General features: G+C 40.6%; 1 pseudogene. It reads right to left on the bottom strand.

Features of this window, described 5'->3' with window-relative positions:
* A pseudogene (fnr, locus tag EVJ33_RS15840) lies at nucleotides 1–394 on the bottom strand (fumarate/nitrate reduction transcriptional regulator Fnr); the annotation flags it as partial.

The raw sequence follows: 394 nt of genomic DNA, 5'->3' as shown, positions 1-394 counted from the left end.
CATCATTTGTTGACGTAAGTTAGGCATTTTGCCTGACAGGTCATCCAAAGTTTCGAATGGAATTTCACAAACCATAGACGTTTCTAAAGCTTGTGCGAAACTTGGGTGTTCAGTATTAATAATGGCGTCAAAGCCAACCAAATCACCAGCAAGATGAAATCCTGTTATTTGTTCGTCGCCTTCTTCCGTAATGGTATAACTTTTAATTGTACCGGAACGTATGGCATAAAGTGATTTCAGCTCATCACCTGCTTTAAACAAGGTTTGACCTTTTTGGATGGGCTTTTTACGCTCGATAATATTATCGAGTTGATCAAGCTCATGCTCGTTTAAAGTAAACGGGATGCAGAGCTGGCTAATACTGCAATCCTGACAATGGATTGCACAACCGCCA

Origin of the sequence: Exiguobacterium sp. SL-10, from assembly GCF_004337025.1 — a bacterium.
Lineage (GTDB): Bacteria > Bacillota > Bacilli > Exiguobacteriales > Exiguobacteriaceae > Exiguobacterium.
The sequence above is the reverse complement of the archived record's forward strand: the minus strand, read 5'-3'. Positions and strand labels throughout refer to the sequence as shown.